The 22,449-nt window shown below is 44.4% G+C and carries 19 protein-coding genes; 11 read left to right on the top strand and 8 right to left on the bottom strand.

What is annotated here, in order from left to right:
* Positions 1 to 38 precede the first annotated feature (38 nt).
* From N39L_RS14965 to N39L_RS14940, 6 genes are all read left to right on the top strand, one after another.
* Positions 39 to 1,136, top strand: a complete 1,098-nt coding sequence (locus N39L_RS14965; protein WP_014275612.1) for a phage tail protein — start codon at positions 39 to 41, stop codon at positions 1,134 to 1,136.
* Positions 1,133 to 2,500, top strand: coding sequence for a hypothetical protein (locus N39L_RS14960; RefSeq protein WP_014275611.1), 1,368 nt, complete (start codon positions 1,133 to 1,135; stop codon positions 2,498 to 2,500). Before N39L_RS14965 ends, N39L_RS14960 begins: the two co-directional genes overlap by 4 nt.
* 26 nt (positions 2,501 to 2,526) lie before the next feature.
* The gene (locus N39L_RS14955; protein WP_006619186.1) at positions 2,527 to 3,909 is read left to right on the top strand and encodes a cache domain-containing protein; all 1,383 of its coding nucleotides are present in this window, start codon (positions 2,527 to 2,529) and stop codon (positions 3,907 to 3,909) included.
* Positions 3,910 to 3,988: 79 nt separating this feature from the next.
* Positions 3,989 to 6,241: a WD40 repeat domain-containing protein gene (locus tag N39L_RS14950; protein ID WP_014275610.1), complete on the top strand. Its 2,253-nt coding sequence runs from the start codon at positions 3,989 to 3,991 to the stop codon at positions 6,239 to 6,241.
* A 42-nt stretch (positions 6,242 to 6,283) separates the two neighbouring features.
* Positions 6,284 to 9,556, top strand: coding sequence for a COG1470 family protein (locus N39L_RS14945; protein ID WP_014275609.1), 3,273 nt, complete (start codon positions 6,284 to 6,286; stop codon positions 9,554 to 9,556).
* Positions 9,557 to 9,585: 29 nt separating this feature from the next.
* Positions 9,586 to 10,374, top strand: a complete 789-nt coding sequence (locus tag N39L_RS14940) for an aspartate/glutamate racemase family protein (protein ID WP_014275608.1) — start codon at positions 9,586 to 9,588, stop codon at positions 10,372 to 10,374.
* 7 nt (positions 10,375 to 10,381) lie between these two features.
* Here the strand turns inward: N39L_RS14940 and N39L_RS14935 are convergent, their stop codons facing one another.
* Together N39L_RS14935 and N39L_RS14930 are read right to left on the bottom strand one after the other, a co-directional pair.
* The gene (locus N39L_RS14935; protein ID WP_014275607.1) at positions 10,382 to 11,713 is read right to left on the bottom strand and encodes a dicarboxylate/amino acid:cation symporter; all 1,332 of its coding nucleotides are present in this window, start codon (positions 11,711 to 11,713) and stop codon (positions 10,382 to 10,384) included.
* Between the two features lie 22 nt (positions 11,714 to 11,735).
* Entirely contained in the window at positions 11,736 to 12,941 is a 1,206-nt protein-coding gene (locus tag N39L_RS14930; RefSeq protein WP_014275606.1) for a transporter substrate-binding domain-containing protein, read from the bottom strand.
* Between the two features lie 395 nt (positions 12,942 to 13,336).
* On the opposite strand from N39L_RS14930, the gene N39L_RS14925 reads away from it, so the two are divergent.
* The 5 genes from N39L_RS14925 (at position 13,337) to N39L_RS14905 (ending at position 17,459) form a co-directional block, all read left to right on the top strand.
* Positions 13,337 to 14,557 carry a family 10 glycosylhydrolase gene (locus N39L_RS14925; protein ID WP_014275605.1) on the top strand — a complete coding sequence of 407 codons (1,221 nt, stop codon included), beginning with the start codon at positions 13,337 to 13,339 and terminating at the stop codon, positions 14,555 to 14,557.
* 404 nt (positions 14,558 to 14,961) lie between these two features.
* Complete coding sequence (locus tag N39L_RS14920) at positions 14,962 to 15,255, top strand: GAF domain-containing protein (protein WP_006619193.1); 294 nt, start codon at positions 14,962 to 14,964, stop codon at positions 15,253 to 15,255.
* 37 nt (positions 15,256 to 15,292) lie between these two features.
* A complete protein-coding gene (locus N39L_RS14915; RefSeq protein ID WP_006619194.1) occupies positions 15,293 to 15,622 on the top strand; it encodes a PAS domain-containing protein in 330 nt (109 codons plus the stop codon).
* Between the two features lie 92 nt (positions 15,623 to 15,714).
* Positions 15,715 to 16,728 (top strand): PAS domain-containing protein, encoded by a 1,014-nt coding sequence (locus N39L_RS14910; protein ID WP_006619195.1) that lies wholly within the window; start codon positions 15,715 to 15,717, stop codon positions 16,726 to 16,728.
* 191 nt (positions 16,729 to 16,919) lie between these two features.
* Positions 16,920 to 17,459, top strand: coding sequence for a GGDEF domain-containing protein (locus N39L_RS14905; RefSeq protein ID WP_373869261.1), 540 nt, complete (start codon positions 16,920 to 16,922; stop codon positions 17,457 to 17,459).
* A 52-nt stretch (positions 17,460 to 17,511) separates the two neighbouring features.
* Here the strand turns inward: N39L_RS14905 and ureC are convergent, their stop codons facing one another.
* From ureC to N39L_RS14875, 6 genes are all read right to left on the bottom strand, one after another.
* The gene (ureC, locus tag N39L_RS14900; protein WP_006619198.1) at positions 17,512 to 19,230 is read right to left on the bottom strand and encodes an urease subunit alpha; all 1,719 of its coding nucleotides are present in this window, start codon (positions 19,228 to 19,230) and stop codon (positions 17,512 to 17,514) included.
* Between the two features lie 64 nt (positions 19,231 to 19,294).
* Entirely contained in the window at positions 19,295 to 19,657 is a 363-nt protein-coding gene (locus tag N39L_RS14895; protein WP_014275604.1) for an urease subunit beta, read from the bottom strand.
* A 22-nt stretch (positions 19,658 to 19,679) separates the two neighbouring features.
* The gene (gene ureA / locus N39L_RS14890) at positions 19,680 to 19,982 is read right to left on the bottom strand and encodes an urease subunit gamma (RefSeq protein ID WP_006619200.1); all 303 of its coding nucleotides are present in this window, start codon (positions 19,980 to 19,982) and stop codon (positions 19,680 to 19,682) included.
* 27 nt (positions 19,983 to 20,009) lie between these two features.
* The gene (locus tag N39L_RS14885; protein WP_006619201.1) at positions 20,010 to 20,852 is read right to left on the bottom strand and encodes an urease accessory protein UreD; all 843 of its coding nucleotides are present in this window, start codon (positions 20,850 to 20,852) and stop codon (positions 20,010 to 20,012) included.
* Between the two features lie 103 nt (positions 20,853 to 20,955).
* A complete protein-coding gene (murQ, locus tag N39L_RS14880) occupies positions 20,956 to 21,882 on the bottom strand; it encodes an N-acetylmuramic acid 6-phosphate etherase (protein ID WP_014275603.1) in 927 nt (308 codons plus the stop codon).
* A 32-nt stretch (positions 21,883 to 21,914) separates the two neighbouring features.
* Positions 21,915 to 22,301 (bottom strand): DUF3110 domain-containing protein, encoded by a 387-nt coding sequence (locus N39L_RS14875; RefSeq protein ID WP_006616615.1) that lies wholly within the window; start codon positions 22,299 to 22,301, stop codon positions 21,915 to 21,917.
* Positions 22,302 to 22,449: the final 148 nt, after the last annotated feature.

Below are 22,449 nucleotides of genomic sequence, written 5' to 3'. Positions count from 1 at the left end.
CGGGCAGTCCCCCTCCATCAGTAGACAACCCTTTCACCATGACCCAGGTTCCTGACCAAAAATCTGTCCTCTTAGATATCGTCTCGATCGACATTCCCGAGACAGCACCAGCTCAGTTGCCTGAATTATCAGGTACTTTCTCCCAACCCGAACCAGACCGAGCCCCCGTAAAACTAATTCCAGGGGAAAACAGCTCCCTCGTCATTGACCTGGAAAACCTAGACACCCGCCCCTTGCACCTCACCTGTGAACTGACCGGGAATTTTCCCCACCACTGGTGTCAGACTCAGATACCCGTTGTGTCCACCCTTGGCGAACTCCCAGGCCAACCAGTCATCCCCTACGCTCCAGAATTATTTGTTACCCTCTTACCCGGAGAACGGCGCTCTGTCGTTCTCTGTTTTCAAGTCCATCGGGATTTTTTCGAGGCAGAAGAAGCTGTTTTCAGGGATACCGAGGGACTGCAACTCAACTATTCCGGCCGCTTTAATGTCTATGGCAGTTATCTCAATAACCAGTCCGATAATAGGCCTCTACTGGAATTTGTCGAGTTTGACCTATTTCTGCGACCGCGATCGCCATATATCAAACTACTACCGCAAATTTATCAAGAAATCGATTTTGTCGGCCGATTCCTGAAAATTATTGAAACCACTCTCGAGCCAGATCTGCAAATATTCGGCAATCTCTGGGCCTACTTAGATCCCCTCACCGCCCCCGAAAATATGTTGCCATTTTTAGCCCACTGGGTTGGCTGGCAAAACATCCCCACTCTCAGTCTCCAACAGCAACGCCGTTTAATTCGCAACGCCTTAGAGATTTATCGCGCTTCTGGAACTAGGCGGGGGCTGCGGTTTTACCTACACCTGGTAACTGGTTTACCTCTTGATGAAGATTTGCCGGAAGTGTCCAAACACATTTCAATTATAGAAAACTTTACCCAAGGGGCGGTCATGGGCAGCTCCTATCTGGGTATAGATACCATTTTAGGCGGTGGCAAACCTTTTCACTTTCAGGTACGCCTGCTGTGCGATCCTGATACTATTGATGAGAAATTGGTTCGCACTGTTATTGAAGCACAGACACCAGCCTTCTGTACTTATGACTTAAAAATAGATTCGGACAATCATATATGATCATCACTGATGGCAATTCCTCTGATTACCCACCGCCAGAAATTCATCCCCTCCAACGTTTGATAGTTGATGATGGATTGCTGTTAAATGCCCAGCGTTGGCGACAATCCCACGAATACCACCGATCGCGACAAAATCTCTATTATCAATCTCTTTACCAACCGGGAATAGTGAGGGGGTTAGGGGTGTGTGTAATCGATGCCCCAGAGAGTATATCTGCCCAATATCGGGATAATCGCTGGGTGCAAATTCAGCCCGGAATTGCGATCGATTTGACCGGAAATCCGATTATTGTCGATCGCCCTATCGATTTTCGGATTGCCAAATTGGTGCAGACAGAACCCAGCACTATTTATTTAGTTCTGCGCTATGTTGATCCAGAAACTCTCTACCGTCAAAGCGATCAAGTATTGGTAGCTGAAAGTTTTAGGATCGACGAAAAAAATACCCCACCCTCACCCCAGGAAATCGAACTGTGTCGGATCACTATTTCTCCTGATTGCATCGAAATTAGACCCGCCACGAATGTTTTTTATCCTGATGTTAACGAGTTGGATTTACGATACCGGGGACGAGTCCGACCGCGCTCGGCTAAAACTCTGCGAGTGGGGATGGTTTTACAGGGGAATGCTGAAGATGTTTATTTAGGGCAGAATCTCGATTATCTATTGCGATCGCTTGCGGTTTTAGCACCGGTCACGATGGATGCTGAACCAGTCGAAGAAATTACCTTAACTTCCCAGGATGCTCAACATCGGCGAGACTATCACTTGCTATATATGAGATATTCTCAGATACTGTCTTGGGGAGAAACAGAATATAATGCTCTCAAATATTACAGCGATCGCGGCACTGTACTTTTCATTGAAGCCTCATCAGAACAGGTCAATATTGCTGATATTAATTCAGCGATCGGCGAACTTAAACAGGCTCTCAATGATATTCAATTTTCCCAAATTTCCGAATTTAAAAGGGAATTGTCCTCAGAGTTAACTATCTGTGAATCCGAACTTAAAAACCGCCTACAATCCGCCTTAGAACCTCTCGAAAATATAGCCCATCAATATCTGGGGATTCAGCTATCGAATATTGAGCCAATATCCGCCCAAGACCCGATTAAAATTCATCCCTTTTTATTTGATGAATTACCAATTATTAATCGAGAGCAAACCCGACTGATAAATTGGGGCAAAATTATTATATCCATAGGCTATCTATCCTCTGGTTGGGGGTTAAATAATCATCAGGAATTATCCAGAGATTCCATCCGCAGCGCCCAAGAATTAGGGATTAATATTCTGAATTTTGCCCACCATCATTATCAATTGTCCAGTAGTCAAATGCCGGGCAAAATTTCGCCGTAATTTTTACCACCAGACCAGGAAAAGCCATGAAACCATCTATTTCTATCCGATATTTCATTCCCCTATTAGTCGTGGTTCCCTTAGCTTTGGCTACCATAACTACAGCAATATTAGCTTTTTATAGTGGCAGTCAAGCCGTCAAGAGTCTGATTGACGAATTGAGCCAAAAATCGATAAATTCCATTGAAAAACACATAGACACCTACCTACAAGCTCCCATGGTGGTAAATCAACTCAACCTGATCACCATTGAAAATGATTTAATCGACCTCAATGATGTGCCACTATTGACCCGTTATTTTCAGAATCAGGTAGCGGCGATCGATGGGTTATATTACATTTATCTTGGTACTGAAAGGGGGGATTTTATCGGTGTTCAACAGCAGCCAGATGGAACCCAAGTATTAGTTATTGGAAATGCCGCAGAAGCTGAAGGTCGAAGTGTTTATCAGCTTGATTCGGCGGGAGTTCGTGCCGGCAAAATCAGAAACTTAGAAGCTCAGTATGATGTCAGACAACGACCCTGGTACAAAAGAGCTATAGAAATCGGTGAAATCGGTTGGAGTCCCATTTATATTTTTGGCTCCACATTAGAACTCGGAATGACCTCCGCAATTCCAGTTAAAAGTCGTGGAGGTGATACTATCGGAGTTGTGGGTATTGACCTGGGATTGAAAGACCTCAGCAATTTTTTGAGAAGTTTGGAAATCAGCCCCAAGGGTATCGCATTTATTATTGATCGCGCTGGCAATTTAGTAGCCAGTTCCACCGACGAACAACCCTTTTTGGATGAAAATGGCGAGAAACGACGATTACCCGCCCTCGAAAGTCAAGAACCTGTGATCCGCTCTACAGTCCAAAAGTTACTCGATACTGAGTTAAGCCTTAACCAAATTCAACAACCGATTTCCTCTAGCTTTCGATTGAATCGTGAACAGCAATTGCTACAGGTGACTCCCATGGAAAGTACGGGTTTGGATTGGCTAATTGTTGTGGTCATTCCTGAATCTGATTTTATGGAACTGATTTATAACAACCTTCGGTTTACGATGATTATTGGCTTGGGTGTGACGGTGGTAGCGATTACACTGGGGGGGATCGCGTCTTGGTGGATTATCCAACCCATCGATAATTTACACGCAGGAGCGAAAGCTATCAAAGCTAATTCTTTCTCGCCAGAAATGCTTGAATCTACTATTTCGCGCTCTGATGAAATGGGAGAATTGGGTCAAGCCTTTGTGGAAATGGCAGCAATTGTCCAGACTCGTGAGAAAAATATGAGTGAGGAATTGGTGGAATTGCATCGCCAGCAAGAACAATGGCGGCGCGCGAGCCATAAAAACCAAGACCCGACTGTGCTATTTCAGGAATTGATGGAGCGAGCCAGACAGGCTAGAAAAAGTGGTTAATAAGAGTCCTGCTCTCTCGATGACAGTGTAGTTGCACTGTGCATTTTTCCAAAGATCGCGCTTCCCAATTATCGGAAACATGAAAACAGATATTTCTACTAAGGATTTAACTCTATACCCGGACGGAAAAGACACTACATTTGATGTGGTGGTTATCAATGATAGCGATCGCATGAGTAGCTTTCAACTAGAGATATCCGCTGCTGGGGTGGAGTCAGATCGTGAATGGCTTTGGTACACAGTTACACCGCAAAGTGCGAATAAACCACCGGGGGACAAAACTGAGTTTCATGTGAAAGTGCTGCGATCGCCTATTCCTGGATTTGTGGGGTTAGTCAATCTCACCGTTAAAGTATTTTCCCTGGAATTAATGACCGAAGAACGTCACATTCTCAGGCTCAATATCATCGAGTCTGTTAGTGAGTGTCCGTTTCGAGTCGAACTCCCTACCAAACCCATTCAGACTCTCCCCAATAGTCAAGTGGAAATTGCCTTTAGTATCCACAATAATAGTCAAAAGGCGATCGCTGTTACCTTATCCGTACATAGTAGCAAGCGAGAATGGTTCCTGTTTGATAATCAAACTACTTTTAACCTTCCGCCACAGCAGAGTCAAAATTACTCCTTTACCTGCAAAGTTCCCGAAATGCACGCTGCTGTTGCTGGGGTCTATCCCTTTACGGTGATCGGACAGTATCGCAACCAGAATTCACCGCCAACTAGAGGCCACATAGAAGTTTTACCCACCGGAAACGTAGATTTTGATGCCTTTCCCAAACGGCAATTAGTCCCCGCTCGTCGGCCTTGGCTGCCCCAATGGGGCATAGAACCGCCTGTTTACCAATTAGAATTCACCAACAATTCTAATTATTCTCAGGGACGAACTGCCGAAATTCTGGAAATCACAACCCCCACGTTCAATAACTACCCTAAAGTCGGGGGGGATATTGAACCTAGAGACGGAGAAAATGAGTTTTCCATTTATCCCGAACAGGTAAATTTGGCTCCGGGAGAAACCCAAACTCTGGAACTTATCGCCTACAGCAAACGGCCTTGGTTGGGTATCGGTAAAACACAGACCATTACAGTTAAGGAGGCTGTGGTATCTCCCCTAACTCCCGCTTCTAGCGCTTTAGGTGGTTTGTCGAAGGAAATCACAATTTCCCCAATTGCTGACGACCTCCCACTAACTGATGAACATACAGCCCACAGTGAACAGAAGGGTCTGCAAATTCTGGAGTTGAGACTATTACCGATTATTCCCCGGTGGTTACAGGTGGCGATCGCACTACTGATTTTAGGTGGTATTTGGTGGTTTTTGTATGCCGCTTTCCGACTTAACTATCATGCTGCTTCCGTCAATGTGGTTAGGTTTAACGGTTTGGGGGATATGGCGATTAGCACCTCCAATGACCAGACTCTGCGGGGGTGGCGAGTTCGGGAAAATAGACTGCAACCCATGGGTTTGTTGGGGAATTTGGGGAAGGCGGGGCGCACAGGTTTGTATCGCCCGGTTGATAATAATCAGGTGGCTGTGGGGTTGGAAAATGGGGAAATTCAGATTTGGGACTTGCTCAACTTGGCTGACAGCCCCCGGCGCTCCCTTTCTTATCGCCGGGATGATCGGGTCATGGCTTTGGCTTATAGTCAAAATTCCCAGTATTTATTCAGTGGCCACGGCAGCGGTTTAATACTGCAATGGTATCTGGGACCTACGTTAAATCTCACTAATGTTGAGGAACCTCAGTTAATTCAGGAATTTGATTTCGCTATTTATGATATAGCCCCCGTTGGGGCGCGACAGGAAACTCTGGCGATCGCTGGTCGCTATAACCAATTGGTGCTTTGGGATACCACGGGCGGTAATCAAGGCTTGCGAACAGTTCCCTACCCAGCGGGGGGACAAGATGAATACATCACCTCTCTGGCTACAGCAGCAGATAAGCCTTTTTTGCTGGCTACAGCAGACGATCGCGGTTCCATCAGTGTCTGGAATCTCCGCGAATGCTTAACCAACCAGTCCGCCACTTGTCAAATTATAGATCAGTGGCAAGCTCACCAAGGCCAGCCCATCCGTTCTCTAGCTTTGACCGCTAATGGCTGCTATTTAGCCAGTACCGGAGATGATGGAGAGGTGATGCTGTGGCTATTGAATAGCACAGGAGAGCGATCTACCCAAAATATGGGGGGTGAGGCGATCGCGCGATCGCCCTCCCCCAAAAGCAGTTTAGATATCATTGCCATTGACTCCTACCTCCGCATTATCACAGGAGGTAGAGATCACCAAGTGCGCCTTCACCGCATCCAACAACCTCCCACTCCCTGTAATTAGCAAAGGTAGAACAACTATTAATTATCCATTATCCATTAACTCATGAGCAGTACAGAAATTGTATATGACGGCCAACAACAACCTAACAAAATCGTCGAGGGGGTTCCCGAACCAGACCTACAGACTTGGGGAAAATCTCTAACCCTAATTGCCAACCCGTCCGGGGATTTTGCTATTACTGCTGGGGAAACCTTCGAGTTGCATATTACCCTAGTTAACCAGGGTCATTTGGGTGCGATTATTGACGTTTATATTGATGAAACCTCTACATCAGTATGGGAATGGTGTGCCATTCCTCACCAACGATTAGCCCTAAGTCCTCAGCAGAGTGCCGAAGTAGTCTTTGAATGTCCTGTGCCCCCCCAGGCGACTCCAGGAATTTACAATTACTTCCTAGTTGTAGATGCACCATTACACTACCCGGAAGATACCCCCATCCACCACAATGCTAATCTTCAGGTACTCCCACAAGTAGCGTCGGCGGTGCGACTTGATGATCCTACTTTTAGCCTGATACCCGCTACAACTTCCGTTGAACCAGCGATCGCCATAGCAGGACAGCCGTTAACCCTCCGTTTAATAGTCAATAACCGCGATCGCCGAGTGGATCGGTTTCGGTTGCACTGTACCGATGTCCCCCCCGAATGGGTAGAGATCCAATACCCAGAAGGCTTGAATGATTTGGGTTTAGTCGTCGCCACTGATAGTTTAGCCCTCAATCCCGGGGCGCGAGGAGAGATTCAGTTAAAGTTAAACCTACCGCCAGACATTGAGGCGGGGCGATATGCCACCACCATTACACTCAACTCCGAAAATCATCCTGATTTGACTCTGTTGGATATCCTCCACTTTCATATTAAGCCTAACTATGATTTGCGGTGGGATCTACAGACCGTGGTGGGTCGCATTCGCACCGGAAGCGGACAGTTTCAACTGCCAATCCAGAATCGAGGTAATACAGATCGCCAACTGCAGTTTAACCCCCGCGAAGAAGGAGAAGTAGCAAATTGTCTGTATACTCTGATACCAGATGAGTTTCGGCTACCCCCAGAGGGGACTGTGGAAATGTCTGTCGAGGTCATCCCAAAACATTGGTGGTACAGACCTTGGTGGGGTCAGGGACGGGTGTTTGAGTTTTATTTGGAACCCCAAGATTTGCACCGCTTGCCCCTCCCTCAAGAGCGTATCAATGGCACTCTAATTTGGGAGGCTCGCCCCTGGTGGCAGTTGTTGTTAGCCATTTTGCTGGGACTAGGAGCGATCGCCGCCTTGATTTTCGCGATCTGGTCTGTATTTTTTAAGCCTCCCACCCCCCCCAGGATTTTAGAGTTTAGATCCGAGTCCCTCAGCTACGCCGCCGCTAATGACGATTTTATTTATTTGGGTTGGGTAATTGGACCGCCCACTCGCCAAATCCGTGCCCTGCAAATTGTTGGCAAATCTCCTGATGGTAGCATTTCCAGTGCTGCTGTTACCTATGATTTTAGTCGGGGTATTCCCGATGAGTTGGCTTCTGTGTGTACCCTCAGACAACTATTGCGATGCTACAATGTTCGCACTGATGCTCGTCGTCCTGGGGAGTATATTTTTGAGTTAAGGTTGCTTCCTAAAAACGATATTGACCAGATTCAAGTAGCAAAAACCAGTTTAATTAGGATTGCACCTCTACCTATTCCCCAAATTACCAGTTTTGATGTCAGATTAATCGATAGCAGCACCACAAGACCATCGCAGCGCCCGGAATTGACCACAGACAGGGTTGATAATGCGATCGCACTCAATAACACCTTTCCTAATAGTGATTCTTTCTTTGCTCCCCAACCTCAGAGAATCGCACAATTTAGTTTTCAGATTCTCCATGGCGATCAAGTCCAAACCTTAAAATTAATCGGTCGCTCTCCCGATGGCCAGGTTAATTTTGAGCAGAAAACCTATACTGTCAATCCTGACCAATTCTCCGAAGATTTACTCGGTCTCTGTGAGGTTGACTTGGATGGGATTTTGACCTGTCAGGGGTTGCTTCACACAATGGAAAAACCTGATACTTATATTTTTGAATTACAAGTCATTTCCCGTCAATCTCTGGGGGAAGTCACCGACAGTCGCCCTGCTGATCCCATTGTCTGGGAACCTCCACCACCCCCACGGATAACCACTTTTGCTTCCCCGTCTTCTACTTATCGTAGTGGTGAACAGCAACAAATTGAGTTTCAGTGGGTGATTGATAATGCCGCCCAACTTCAACAGTTGGAGTTGCGGAGTTTATCCCCCGACGGATTGGTTAATTTCCCCAAGATCACATATCGCTTTGATGGACAAATTCCCCAAACCTTACAAGATAAATGCCAAGTTACCGGGGAACAATTGGTTTGCAATAATCTGGCTATTCCACTACCAGACCCAGGACGCTATAATTTTGAGTTGACAGCTATTCAGCGTTCCGAACTTCCCGAAACCGAGCCATCTCGACAAATTCATGCGATCGCTATTCAACCACCACTAGCCCCAGAAATTACTAATTTTCAAGCCGCACAATCTAACTATCAGGCTGGGAAAGATACTCCTATTCGTCTAAATTGGAGCCTCCAAAATCCTCAAGATTTGCTGGCTATTCGGATGGTTGGGCGCTCCCCCGAAAGAATAATTACAGTCCCCGAAATTATCTATCCTTTTAATGGTAGCATCCCCCAAGCACTTCAGAATAACTGCCAATTAACTGCTGAACAGCTTACCTGTATTAACGTCCCGACTTCCGCCCAACAACCTGGAGATTATATCTTTGAGTTAATACCTGTTCATCGGGGGAATTTGGCAGCCATGGCTACATCTATGGAAAGCGATCGCATTCGTATCCGACCACGCCCGGTTCCCCCTCCTCAAATCAATGGTTTTCAGATTAATGGGGAGGATGCTCCCTTAAAATACGTCGTTATTATAGACCCTCAAACTTCTCCATCACCTTTAAATTTATCATGGGAAGTTAGTGGTGCTGGTATCATACAAACCGAGTTACTCCCCGTTCCTGGCGTGGTTCCTAACCGTGGAAACTTGACCTATCCCATTGCACCTCAGTCAGGACAGGATACCCTGACTCTCAGAGCCACTAATACTGACGGTAAACAGGTTCAACGTTCCATTTTGATTGAAAGGGTGCTTCTTCCTCAACCAGAACCTGCACCTCCTCCCAGACCTGATTCAGATAGCCCATCAGACAGCCCATCAGATAGCCCACAAGATACACAATTCACACCCTTTTCTCCTGACATAGAATCCAATCCTTGGGCTCCGATTGATAACCCACCGCAATTTAATTAAATGTCCCGTCCTAATTATCCCTAAGTTCAATGAACAGTCAACAAATCTTTCAACAACAAGCTATTCCCGGAATTATTGGCGGATTAGGTCCTTTAGCACATATTGAATTTGAACGGCTATTACTGGCTTTTAATTCCAGTCGCGGTGCTTGTGGCGATCGCCAACACCCGATTTGGTTTTTAATTAATGCTACAGACCTTCCCGACCGCACCCAAAGTTTACTAGGAAATCAGCCAAGTTGTGCCCCTGGTTTAGTCAAATATGGTCAAATATTAGAAGTGGCTGGGGCCGATTTTTTGGTCATTACCTGTAACACTTCTCACGGATTTTATGATCTAGTCCAGTCTCAGTTAAATATTCCCTGGATTCATATTATGCAGGAGACAGTTAGATTTATTAAACTGCATTATCCTGAACTTAATCGCGTGGGGATTTTAGCCACTAATGGAACTTTACAAGCCCATCTATATCAGGATAGTTTAACGGCGGCGGGATTAACAGCGATCGCCCCGATTTTAAACTCCGAATTACAGCAAGATATCATGAATGCTATTTACCATCCAATTTGGGGGATTAAAGCCACAGGAGTTCAAATTTTGCCCCCCCCTATTAACATCTTAAAAACCGCTGTAAAGTGGCTGGAAAACCAAGGGGCAGATTTATTAATTGCTGGATGTACAGAGATTTCTGTAGTGTTAAAACTACTGGATACCAGCTCATTAATAGCAATAGACCCCTTGGAAATTCTGGCAAATTTGACATTAGATTTAGCATTTGGCTATGAGAATATCCCCGAAATATCAAGCCCCCTTAAATAGTTATCGATTATCCGATAGTAGTATCTTTAGAAAGCGCTAAGGTTGTGGTTGTCTCAGTTGGTAGGGGGTGAGTATCGGCGATCGCTGCTGTCGCTGCAATTCCGGTATGCACAATAGTTAAAGTTCGGAAAGGGTCAATAATAGGGTCGATCGCAATTAATAATACCAGTATAGCTTCTAGGGGTAATCCCAAAGGTTTTAAAATTATATCCAACAGGGTCAGCGTTAAAATTCCCGTCGCCCCCGCCGTTGCCATTCCTGCTAAAATAGAAGCGATAATGATAATTACAAAACTCGACAGGTTAAAGTCATAGTTATAGAGTTGCGCCACAAACACCGAAGTTGTCGCAAAATAAGCCACCGGACCAAATCGACACACCGTTATCGCTAGGGGAATGACTAAATTAACTGTCTGTTTATCAAAGTTTAAGTGTTCATCTAAAGCTGAAATAGCAGAAGGTAAACAGGTAAAACTACTGCGAGTAGCTAAAGCTAAAATTGTGGGTTCTTTTAAGACCATCAAAACCCGACCAAAGCCATAGCCAGACTTCTGCCAAATTACCAGGGTACTGATAATGTATATAATCAGAAAAGCTACAATGGCAATAATCACAAAATTTTGCATAGCTACCAAAATCCCAAAACCTGTAGTTGCCATTTGGGAAGCTAACAGGAAACACAAACCAAACGGTAAGAATAAAATCATCCAATCAATCAATTTTTTCGAGGTATTAAATATGGTTTCCAAAAGATTAAATACGTCCTCCTTGGCGGGTTCTTTGGAATATCCCATAGCGATACCAAACACAATGGAAAAAAATAGTATTTCCAGAGAATTACCCTGGCTGAGAGAGGCAAAAATATTCTCAGGTACTAAGCTAAACAAAAAAGATATTAACAGTGATTTTTCTGTAGTCTCCGGCATTGGACCAGTCAAAGATACCTCAAAATCTAACTCTGAAGTATTCACAACTACCCCCAAAGCTGCGAGGGTAGAATCTTCTAAATTACCCCCAGGATTAGTTAAAAATGCCACGGTTGCACCAATGATACTAACCCCTAATAAACTGAGGGAAAATACTATTAAAATCCGTTTGACATATTTATTGGCTTCATGACTAGAAATTAGCTTACCTACACTCATTGTTATGGCTGAAAATAACAACGGTAAAACGCACATTTTGAGGAGGATTAAATATAGGTCTCCAAAGGGGGTTAACAGTAGGGCAATATCTTGATGAACAATGCCAATATATACACCCAGAAGGATAGCCGGAACAATCGACCAGGGATTTTTTAGGCTTTTAACTAACTGCTTAAAGACGCTGTAAAAATTCATATTTTATCAGTGGGTATTTTGGTTAATTTTGTGAGGTGAGTTGACGAGAATTAGATGGGGAAACCAACAAATCCGAATAATCTTCTAATAACTGACTAACTGTATATTTTTTGTCGTTCATTGTTAGATACAAATTCACAAACTGTAACAGGTGATTACTAGACCACGGTAAAGCGATCGCGATCGGATCTTGGGTATCTGTTAACGCGACCGTTTGAAAATTTAAAGCCACATTGGGGTAATTAATCAGAATCTTTTTAACTTCCAACTCATCCCGATATGCTGCTAGTATATCTCCCCTCATTGCACCTCTAATTAAATCCTCCCAATTGGAATATCTGATAATCGTAGCTTTGGGAAATTTTGCCCTAGCAAATATCTCATAAGAAGAGGCATTAATTACACCTATCTTCCCCTGAAAATCTCTCAAAAAATCTACCAAATCTTTATTTCTTGTGGCTTGAGTTAATTGCAAGCGATTTAACAAAAGACCATGGCGCATGGTTAAATATGGATGAGAAAATGAAATAATTTTTGCCCTTTCTAAGGTTTGACTTAGTTTGGAAATCGCCATATCCGCATCACCTTTATAAACCCTATTCACCACTTCATTAAAGGTTTTTGCACTGCGATCGAACCTAACTTGTACTCCTAGACTTTTGGCAATTTTTCTCCCTATTTCAACATCTAATCCGATTAATTCACCGTCTACATTTTCCGCAAAAAAAGGCGGCGAATCTTCTTGATTTATCGCGACGATTAACTCTCCTCGATCTATGATTTTTTGCATATCTGGAGACATAGAGCTTGACGACTGATTTTTCTGGGCAATAACAGCAGCATTTCCTAGTAAATACTCCCAGGTTTCTTGATTAACTATGCCAGTGCTTTCTAAGCCGATATCAAGTTGAAAATTAGAAATAGCTTCTCGGGTTTGTTCCCCATAAATGCCATCGATCGCCCCTAGATAATACCCCTTTTGTTGTAAGCGATTTTGTAGCTCGATAATATCATAATCTCCCCAGGCTTCAGTCACCCCTAAATCGCCATTATTACTATCAGGCACAGTTTCCGCAATCCTTAATTGTGCCCGATTACCCAGAGATTCTGAAGATAAAAATATGGGTGCATCTTGAGTTTTTACTAAGGGGGTAAAAATTAAAACACTTCCCAAGCATATAGCCAATAAAATCAGAACGTTGTATTTCCAGTTAGAGAGTATTTTCATACAAATAATAATTGCTTTCCTGTCTTTTTCGCATCAATTGAGCTTGATAGTTTTTTATCCCCCCCCAAGTCTTCAAGACTAAATTTTGAGTATCCAGTTATTCAGTTAGTGTCCCCAGGTGTAGGATTATTGTACTTTACCATTATTATTACTCTGATCAGGATAAAGTGTAGCAGTTACTAACGGTTTTGGCATCCCAATTGATACCCCAACCCAGACCCCAATCTACTTGGACTCTATCAATGATCATTATACATCATGCGATCGCCATTACCATCATTTCCAGCCAACCCACAGACCCTAGGTAATATAGCCAGTTGGCAGAAATCAGGTTTTTAGGTAATAATGAAAGTATCGCCGATATTATCAAGTAGTTTCGCACTCATTAACAAATCATGTCTAATCAAAAACGAGAACCTGGAGGCTGTGGATGTGCCAGTATTCCCTTTTCAGTAATTCTGCTGTTTTTAGGTGGAGGTTATTGGCTATTTACACAGCGAGATAACTTAGACATTGGTCGGTTTCTTAATCATGAAATTATCGCTGACATTCCATTTATAAATACTTGGGAATTTCCTACTAATCAATCGCCGCCAACTTTACCCGACATTTCAGACCCTCCGAAAACTACCCAACCACAACCACAACCACAACCACAACCACAACCGGAAACACCACCACAATCACCAACAATACAGCCACCTTCTCCCCTACCATCATTGCCACTCAATACCTGGGAAGGTAAACCCATTAGAGGGATTTATTTAAGTCGTTATAAAGCCACAAATAACGCCAGTGAAGAAACCATTAGGGCTAGGGTTCGTTACTATCGCGATCGCGGTATTAATACCATTATTCATGGGGTATGGGGTAACGCTTGTACCATGTATGAAAGCCAAGTTATGCAGGCAAAATTTGGTTATAATAGCTGTCAAAATCTGTTTCAAGAAGAATGGATTGATTGGTTAATTGATGAAGCCCATAAACACGGCATGGAAGTTCATGCTTACTTTGAAAAAGGCATTAAAATAGACGAAAATAGTCACGCCTTTGATCTAGCAGTCCAGAGAGGTTGGATCGTCCCTGGAGTCGATCGCACTCACCCAGGAGTTGATCATTATGTCTTGAATGTTGGCATCCCAGAGGTCGCTCAATTTTTCACTGATATTATGGTTGAATTTGTCCAAAAATACCCCCAGATTGATGCAGTCCAATGGGATGATTATTTGGGTTATCATGATGAGTTACCAGGTCAAATCGATCGCACTCCTAAATTAACTAATTTTGTCCGCAATATGATTGCACAAATGAAAGCCGCTAACCCCTCAGTTAGTTTTGATATCTGCCACCATAACCCCTATTGGGCAAAACAGTATTTTGCCGCAGACCTAGAAGCATGGGGGGTCGATCGCTTTTTTATCCAGGTTTATGCTGAAGAAAATTTTGATGATGAAATGGTCTATGTCGAAGCCTCTGATGGTATTTCCATTACCGAGAGACAATTAAATCGATTACCCGAGTTGATTGATAATCCTAACATCCCTAATATTTTGCTATTTCCTCTCTCCGGAGAACCCGAAAGACTCGCCGACAAGGTGCATGAATTTACCATTTGAATAAACTTATAAATTAGGTTAATTATCATCATTTCCTCCTGTGGCTTCCCTGCTTCTATTCTACAGTTAAATTATCTCGGGTTGATTTTTTGGTCAATTTTTTTAAAAAATAGCCCGCCGAAATCGGCCAGAGGGGTTGACAGGCGGCGGCGATTAGTGATATCATATTTACATAATCTTAAATAATGGCTATTGTTGCAAAAAAATAATTTAGTGCATATCTGTATTATATAATATGATAGCATCAGCCGCTAAAAAAAGCAAGTATCGCCTGAGGGAGGAGGGATTTTAATTTTTGGAGGTAATCAGTTAAAATTATTACAAATATTAAAATTATTGCCATGATTGCCATTGTATAGACTTTTTTTCGATCAGGTCAGCCCTCAAGGCATTTGCTAATACAGATGAATAATCAACCCTTGAGAGATTTAAATAGTAAATGGGCCGACCAGGTAAAGAATGGTTGTCAGGAACTGCGCGACAGCGACGAAATCAGACAGACTTGGGATCATATCATCGCGACTATGGCCCTGCGGATTCGGCGATCGCTGAAACTCAAGGAAATTCTACAGACAACAGCCGATGAAGTGCAAAGATTACTGAAATGTGATCGCGTTTTATTGTACGAAATCGACTTGCATGGGAATGGTGGCATTGTGGTAGAGGCGGTAGAGGATGAGAGGTGGTCCTTAGAATGAACCATGCACCTTGTAAGATGGGCCCTATCTTTGGTTAGTGGCGATCGGTTCGATCGCCCTAGAAGCAGGTCAAATTGGGACTTGGGATTGGGATCTCAAAGATACGGTAAACTGGGATCAGCGGATGTATGAGATTTTTGGGTTGCAAGGTTGGCAGGGTAAAGCAGTTTATCAAGACTGGGCTAATCTAGTCCATCGAGATGATATTACCGAGGTTGAAAAGGCTATGGAAGCAGCCATAGCCAAAGATAATTTTTTTAATATAGAATTTCGTATTGTTAGACCCGATGGAATCAAGCGTTGGTTGCGAGGGGCAACCATAGTCCAGCACCATAGTGACGGTACCCGGAGCGATGACGGGGATTAATTACGATATTACCGATCGCAAACAGGCGCTCATTAGCCCTCAAATACAGTGAAGCCAAATATCGCACCATTATTGAAACCACCCAGGAGGGAGTGTGGGTTTTAGATAAGACAGATAACACCAGCTTTGTCAATCAGCAAATGGCAAAAATGCTAGGCTATTCTGTCACGGATATGCTGGGAATGTCTTTCCTAGATTTGATCGACACAGAAGGATCTTCGATGGCTGAAATTTATCTAAACCAGCGTCATCAGGGTATAATGGGTCAACATCGCGCCAAGCTGTGCCACCGTGATGGTAAAGTGGTCTGGGCTTTGGTTTCTGCTACACCTTTGTTTGATGATCTGGGGCAATATGACGGCTGCATTAAACTGGTGACAGATATCACCCACATGGTGGAAATACAGGAGGCTTTACAAACTTCTGAGGCGCAGTTGGCTAGTGTATTAAATAGTTCCCTTGATGGGATTATGGCTTTTCGTTCTCTGCGGGATGAGACTGGGGAAATAGTGGATTTTATCTGGTTGTTGACTAATCCCACGGCTGGCAAATTGGTGGGGCGATCGCCTCAAAAATTAATCGGTAAACAATTATTAGAAGAAATGCCGGGAAATAAAACTGATGGTTTATTTGATGCATTAGTCCAAGTGGTGGAGTCCGGCGAACCTTTCCAGTATGAGTTTCATTATCAACATGATGGCATTGACTGTTGGTTTGAAAATGTGGCGGTTAAATTGGGGGATGGTTTTGCGGTCACTTTCCGGGACGTGACCCGAACTAAACAGTCAGAAAAGGCTCTCCAACAAGTTAATCAAGAGTTGGAACAAAGGTTAGATGATCTCAAGCAGCGTCACCAAGAGATGGTGATTTTGGGTGAAATTAACGAATTTTTGCAGGCTTGTAACAATGTCGATGAGGCTTATGAGGCGATCGCCCGCCCAGTCGCACCTTGCTCTTCCCTGAGTGTTCGGGTGGTCTGTTTAGAACCTGTAGTTCCCGCAACCGGGTTGAAAATGTGGCTCGGTGGGGGTCTGATTTGCATTCAGCAGTTGATTTTGACCCTAAGCATTGTTGGGGACTGCGCCGGGGTCGTCCCTATGAAGTAGGAAATCAACGCTCAGGTCCTCGGTGTCAGTATATCCAAAACACTACAGAATTGGCGGTTACCCTTTGTATTCCCATGGTAGCTCAGGGGGAAACTTTGGGATGATTTTATCTAGCTACCAAAACCGCCACGGCTTGATCTGAACCAAAACAGCAATTAGCCCGCACTGTATCGGAACAGTTAAGTTTAGCGATCGCTAATTTAAACCTCCGAGAAACCCTCCAAAATCAGAGTATCCGAGATCCATTAACTGGATTATTTAACCGCCGCTATTTGGAAGAATCCTTTAATCAAGAGATTCTCCGCGCCCAACGTCAACAGCACCCCATTGGTGTGATCATGCTAGATATAGACCATTTTAAGCAGTTTAACGACACCTTTGGTCATTATGCAGGGGATTATGTCTTACGGGTGGTTGCTGAAGTATTGAAAAACAGTGTGCGCGGTTCAGATATTGCTTGTCGCTATGGCGGCGAGGAAATGACTCTAATTATGCCAGAATTGTCTTTACCCGCTATCTGCGATCGGGCTGAAGCTATCCGCACTGCTATTAGCCAACTGCGTCTCAACCATAACGGTCAAAATTTAAACACCCTCACCGCCTCTATAGGAGTTGCTTGTTTTCCTCAACATGGAACTACCCCCATGGCTGTAATCAAGGCGGCTGATGGGGCTTTATATCGCCCTAAGGCTAACGGACGTAACTGTGCGATCGTTGCCACCTTATCTTAATTTATTCTACCTGCTTCTGGGAGAGTTTGTCAACCTTGCCTAAAGGGTGAAGTTAGAATAAGAAATAGCGCTGCGCCATGGGTAAAACTGTGGCGGGTTCACAGGTTAGCAGTTCCCCGTCTGCCGTGACTTCGTAGGTTTCTGGGTCTACTTCTATATGGGGTAAACTATCGTTTAATTTCATGTCTAATTTACTCAAATGGCGGGTATTATATACCGGAACTGTCGCTTTTTTTAAACCCAGTTTTTGCATGGTTTTACCCGCCAAAGAAGCCTGGGAAACAAAGGTTAATGATGTGGCAGATATCGCCCCTCCGAAACTTGCAAACATCGGACGCATATAAACCGGTTGGGGTGTGGGAATACTAGCGTTGGGGTCTCCCATTTGCGACCAGGCGATCGCCCCCCCTTTAATCACGATTTCCGGTTTAACTCCAAAAAATGCCGGTTTCCATAGACATAAATCTGCTAATTTACCCTCTTCAACCGAACCGACATAATCATTAATTCCATGGGCAATAGCAGGATTAATGGTATACTTAGCAATATAGCGTTTAGCCCGGAAATTATCATGGGTTTCTGCCGCATTTTCTGGGGATGATAATAACCCCCTTTGTACCTTCATTTTATGGGCGGTTTGCCAGGTGCGGATAATCGTTTCTCCTACCCTTCCCATAGCTTGGGAGTCCGAGGCTATCATACTAAATGCGCCGAGGTCGTGAAGGATATCTTCGGCGGCGATGGTTTCCCGACGTATGCGGGACTCAGCAAAGGCAACATCTTCGGGAATATGGCGATCGAGATGGTGACATACCATCAACATATCTAAATGTTCTTCTAGGGTATTTGCCGTATAGGGACGGGTGGGGTTAGTGGAGGAAGGCAGCACATTTTTATAACTACAAACTTTGATAATATCTGGCGCATGACCACCCCCCGCGCCTTCCGTGTGGTAGGTGTGAATTACCCGGTCTTTAAACGCGGCTATGGTATTCTCTACAAACCCCGCCTCATTGAGAGTATCTGTGTGAATAGCTACTTGGATATCATATTTATCAGCAACTGTTAAACAAACATCGATCGCCGCTGGTGTAGTTCCCCAATCTTCATGAAGTTTTAAACCCATAGCCCCCGCCATTACCTGTTCAACTAAGCCTTGAGGTTGGGCGCTGTTTCCCTTCCCTAAAAATCCTAAATTCATCGGGAAGGCTTCCGCCGCCTGTAGCATTCGATGAATATTCCATGCTCCCGGAGTGCAGGTAGTGGCATTTGTTCCCGTGGCGGGTCCGGTGCCACCTCCTAACATAGTGGTAATTCCAGAGGCGATCGCCGTTTCAATTTGCTGGGGACAAATAAAGTGAATATGGCTATCAATTCCACCAGCCGTTAGGATTTTACCTTCTCCCGCAATAGCCTCCGTAGACGGACCAATAATAATATCAACGTTGTCTTGAATATAGGGATTTCCCGCTTTACCAATTTTACAGATTTTACCGTCTTTAATACCCACATCAGCTTTAATAATTCCCCACCAGTCTAAAATTAGGGCATTAGTAATTACCACATCAACCGCCCCATCTTCCCTAGAAATGGGAGATTGTCCCATACCATCTCGAATTACTTTACCCCCTCCAAATTTGACCTCATCTCCGTAAGTAGTTAGGTCTCTTTCTACTTCTATAAATAGTTCTGTATCCGCTAATCTAATGCGATCGCCTACCGTTGGTCCGAAGGTTTCCGCGTAGGCTTGTCTATCCATGCGATAACTCATTTTTGGCTCCTAATTAATCACAATATAGCTATTTTTAAGCTGGCGGCGGGTTAACTCCCCAGATTTACTTAGGCTTTTTTTTGGACTTATCTTTTTTGCGTTTTTCCCGCTTAACTTCTGGTGATAATGTGCCATTAATTAACCCATTAAAACCGTAAACTTCACCACTTCCGGCTAGAGTCACTAATTCGACTTCTCGCTGGTCTCCTGGTTCAAATCTGATGGCTGTACCAGCGGGGATATTTAAGCGCATTCCCCTAGCTGTTTCTCTGGCAAATTCTAAGGCGGGATTGACTTCGTAAAAGTGAAAATGAGAACCGACTTGGATGGGGCGATCGCCTGTATTTGCCACATTGATTTTGACAGTTTCGCGACCCGAATTAAGTTCGATTTCTCCTGGTTTAACGATTATTTCTCCGGGAATCATAGTTAATTAAATAGTGATTGTTTTACTGGATAGGATTATGAACTGTTACCAACTTCGTACCATCGGGAAATGTCGCTTCTACCTGTACCTCGTCCACCATTTCCGCTACCCCTTCCATAACATCATCCTTAGTTAAAAGAGTCGTTCCATAACTCATTAAATCCGCCACAGTGCGACCATCTCGCGCCCCTTCTAAAATGGCAGCAGATAGGTAAGCGACAGCTTCGGGATAGTTCAATTTAACTCCCCTGGCTTTACGGCGCTCCGCTACTAAGGCGGCAGTAAAAATTAGCAATTTGTCTTTTTCTTGGGGTGATAGTTGCATCCACAACTCCTTAAATTCGTGAAATTATTAAACGTTCCACACTCGCGGTTTAGTGATGTTTTTTCCTGATAAATTGGGGCGTAATAACTGCCAAATTTGGGTAAACCAGGCGATCGCCTCTTGGCTAGACGGACCACGATAACGACACAATAACCCTGATAACAGTTGAGTCGCCCCGGCTTCTCCTTCGCTTTGGTGTTCACCCCACAGCATTCTAACATGGTTTAGGGTCTCTTTGGAAACAGGTTCACCCACCCAGGTGAGGGTAGCAACTACAGGCCATCCTCCTAAGCCGTGGGGACTCTCTAAAATGGTTTCACCCCCAGGAAGCCATTGTCTATCTATCCATAGTGGTTTCTCATTTTGCCATATTTCCGTGTGCGATCGCCACTCTCCCTGTCCAAAATTTTCCCCCCTGGCTGAACGACCAAACCGGGTAATTTCCCATCCTAACCAGGTCGCTTCTGGGGCTAATTCTACCCGTAAATCTTGACGATAAATAGCACCATTAAAAATGATGGTTTCCCGTGGTAAATATTCCAAATAAGCGCCTTTTTCTAGTTTAATCTTAACATTTTGGCTGGCAGTTTTTCCCGTGCTACGATAAACTCTACTCGCCGCCGCCGTAGTTAATAAAACTTTCGTATCCGCTTGTAAATGCAGGTTTTGGGAAAGGCGATCGCCCCCCACCATTCCCCCGGCGGTATGTAATGCTACACTATGGCAAATTTCCTCACCTGGCGGATAAAAAGGGCGTTGGATTTTATAGGGGGCCGTGGTATACTTATCAACTACTTGGGTAATGCCATGATTTTGGGAATATGTCAGGTTAAGAATACCATGCCATTCTGACGGGTTACAGTCACTCATTAATTGATAATTGATAATTGATAACTAACTCCCTCTGGGGTTAGGCGGTGAGGGAGTGACGAAAACCTGAGAGTGGGGATTAGATAGTTGACTGCATAATTATTCACAATGATGATGATTTTTGATGCTTTAACACCGCATCTCTCAATTGTCCTTGACATTCATCAAGCAGTTGAATTCCCCCTTCCGCATCCAAATCAGTCCAATACATTAATAGGGCTAATTTCACCGATTTATTACTGCGTTCTAATAATTCGGCTGCTTGTTGGCGAGTCATACCTGTTAAATCAATTAAAATACGCATCGCCCGATCGCGTAATTTATTATTCGTCACCGCCACATCAACCATGCGATTACCGTAGACTTTTCCTAGCCTAACCATCACACTGGTTGAGATAATATTTAATGCCATTTTGGTCACAGTTCCCGCTTTTAGGCGAGTGGAACCCGCCAGGATTTCTGGACCTACTAAAAGGCGGATATCCACATCAGCATCAAACGTCACTTGTTCCCTGGGAACACAAGCCATAAATATGGTTTTTGCCCCTCGGCTTTTAGCTGCTTGTAGCGCCCCATGAACGTAGGGAGTTGTGCCGCCCGCCGTAATTCCTAGGACGATATCTAACTCCGTGATTTGGCGGTGGGCGATCGCTTTTTCCCCATCCGTGACCCTATCTTCTAATTCCTCCGAACTACGAATTAAAGCCCCTGCGCCCCCCGCAATAATCCCCTGTACCAATTCCGGGGGACTACAGAAGGTGGGCGGACATTCAGCCGCATCTAACACCCCTAAACGGCCACTGGTACCCGCCCCCACGTAAAATAACCTCCCCCCTTTTTTTAGGGCTTGTGTAGTTAGGTCAATGGCTTGGGCCAGAGATTCGCGCGCATGGGCGATCGCCAGTAAAGTTCTAGCATCCTCGCGGTTAAACAAATCCACTAATTCCAAGGAAGTCAGGCGATCGAGGTTTTCACTACTCGCATTAGCCTGTTCCGTCAATAAATGGCCCCGCGTTTCCAAATTAGTCATTTTTTGCTGTTCGTCCTTCACAAGTGATCAGGCTAAAGTAAACCTTCTAGGCGACGGCGAATGCTGTCGAGTTCGTCTGATGGAAATTCTGAGGATTCCTCTGAGTCCCTTTCGTCTTGGGTTTTGCCTTGTTTTTCCCACTCAAACTCCTCCACATTATTTTCTGGAGGAATTGCTAAAGCCCCAGACGGAATCAACTCCCAATCATAATCTACACTGCGACAGAATTCTTTGATTTCATCATCATCAATTGCCTCAATACAGGGACTGGGGAAATCTTGGGCTTCCAACAAACCACCAAAGCGGAGGGCATCGTCTTCCTCCTCAAACATTAACACCTTATTGCGATCGCCCATCTGAATTGTATGGATTCCCTCATTATCAGTCCCGGCATTGAACAGCAAGACATAGACTTTCATGATCTTGAATCGGGTTGTTAACAACAGCTTTATCTTATCTTACAACCTCCGATCACCTTTTCTCTCAACTCCACCAGATGATCGCCATTCCAGACCCGCCCCCTTCCGGTTGAGATGTGCTAACCAGTCTGCTAGACTGTCTCCACCA

This window comes from Limnospira platensis NIES-39, assembly GCF_026000695.1.
GTDB lineage: Bacteria > Cyanobacteriota > Cyanobacteriia > Cyanobacteriales > Microcoleaceae > Limnospira > Limnospira platensis.
Note: the sequence above shows the minus strand (reverse complement) of the source record. Positions and strands in the feature narration are given on the sequence as shown.